The 1,985-nt window shown below is 54.8% G+C and carries 1 protein-coding gene; it reads right to left on the bottom strand.

Annotated features, from left to right (window positions below; translation table 11 throughout):
- A partial coding sequence (locus L1N97_RS14295) for a beta strand repeat-containing protein (RefSeq protein ID WP_236130249.1) occupies positions 1 to 1,985 on the bottom strand: 1,985 nt, incomplete at both ends.

Here is a 1,985-nt window from a genome sequence, read left to right as displayed (position 1 = left end):
TCCAATGAACCGGCAATGGCGTCTAGTGTGGCTGAGGTATCAGCGGCCAATGGATTGCCGTTGTTATCCACCGCCGTGGCAGCAATGGTCAATGGGCCATCCGCTAACGCGCTGACATCGACACCTTCTAACTGGTAACTGCCATCGGCCAGCACGGTGGCTTGGGTAATAACCGTTTGACCGTTTTGATCAGTGATGGTGATGTTAATCAGCGTACCTTCGGCGACATCCGTGGTGGTGCCGGATAAATCGATGGTGCCATCCGTATTGTCAACCGTGGCCGCAATATCCAATGAACCGGCAATGGCGTCTAGTGTGGCTGAGGTATCAGCGGCCAATGGATTGCCGTTGTTATCCACCGCCGTGGCAGCAATGGTCAATGGGCCATCCGCTAACGCGCTGACATCGACATCGGCTAACTGGTAACTGCCATCGGCCAGCACGGTGGCTTGGGTAATGACCGTTTGACCATTTTGATCGGTAATGGTGATGTTAATCACGGTACCTTCGGCAACATCCGTGGTGGTGCCGCTGAGGTCAAGCGTACCATCGGTGTTATCGATTGTCGCAGCGATATCCAATGAGCCGGCAACCGCATCAAGTGTGGCTGAGGTATCAGCGGCCAATGGATTGCCGTTGTTGTCCACCGCCGTGGCCTCAGTGGTTAATGGGCCATCGGCTAACGCGCTGATATCGACATCGGCTAACTGATAACTGCCATCGGCCAGCACGGTGGCTTGGGTAATAACCGTTTGACCGTTTTGATCGGTGATGGTGATGTTAATCACGGTGCCTTCAGCGACATCGGTAGTGGTACCCGATAAATCGAGTGTGCCGTCGGTGTTATCCACCGTGGCGGCGATATCTAATGAACCGGCAATGGCATCGAGTGTCGCTGAGGTATCGGCAGTTAACGGGTTACCGTTGTTATCGACTGCCGTCGCAGCAATGGTTAATGGGCCATCGGCTAACGCGCTGACATCGACACCTTCTAACTGGTAACTGCCATTGGCAAGTACCGTGGCTTGGGTAATGACCGTTTTACCATTTTGATCGGTGATGGTGATGTTAATCACCGTACCTTCGGCAACATCCGTGGTGGTGCCACTGAGGTCAATCGTACCATCGGTGTTATCCACGGTGGCGGCAATGTTGAGTGTACCTGGTGTGGTTTCAACTGTGTGAGAGGATGTTCCTGTAGACTCCACGGTATTGCCTGCGGCATCACTGGATACCACCACCACATCAAACTCGGTATCAGCAGCTAAATCACTGCCGGCGACATCGACTGACCAGCTGCCATCGGCAAGAACCGTGGTGGTGTAAGTGGTGCCATTAATCACTAATGTGACGACATCGCCCGGGGCAATATCCCCGCCGAGCGCGGTGCCGGTAACCGCAATGGTGCCGGCCGCTTCGGCGGCGTTAACGATGTCATCGGCGGTGATGTTATTCACCGTCACGGTGCCCGCTTCAGCACTCAAATCGACGGTATGGGTGGAGGTGGCACTGGATTCGACGGTATTGCCCGCAGCATCCGATGAACTGACCACGGCATCAAACTCGGTATCGGCGGCTAAATCACTGCCGGCGACATCGACTGACCAGCTGCCATCGGCTAGCACGGTAGTAGTGTAAGTGGTGCCATTAATCACTAAAGTGACCGTGTCGCCAGGGGCAATATCACCGCCTAGCGCGGTGCCGGTAACCGCAATGGTGCCGGCCGCTTCAGTAGCGTTCAGAATATCATCCGCGGTGATGTTATTAACGGTAACAATACCGGCATCGGCGGTTAGATCAACCGTATGGGTAGAGGTGGCACTGGATTCGACGGTGTTACCCGCCGCATCTGATGAACTGACCACGGCATCAAACTCGGTATCAGCAGCTAAATCACTGCCGGCGACATCGACTGACCAGCTGCCATCGGCAAGAACCGTGGTGGTGTAAGTGGTGCCATTAATCACTAAAGTGACCACATCGCC

This window comes from Rheinheimera sp. UJ63 (assembly GCF_021568285.1).
In the GTDB taxonomy this organism is placed as follows: Bacteria; Pseudomonadota; Gammaproteobacteria; order Enterobacterales; family Alteromonadaceae; genus Alishewanella; species Alishewanella maricola.
Note: the sequence above shows the minus strand (reverse complement) of the source record. Positions and strands in the feature narration are given on the sequence as shown.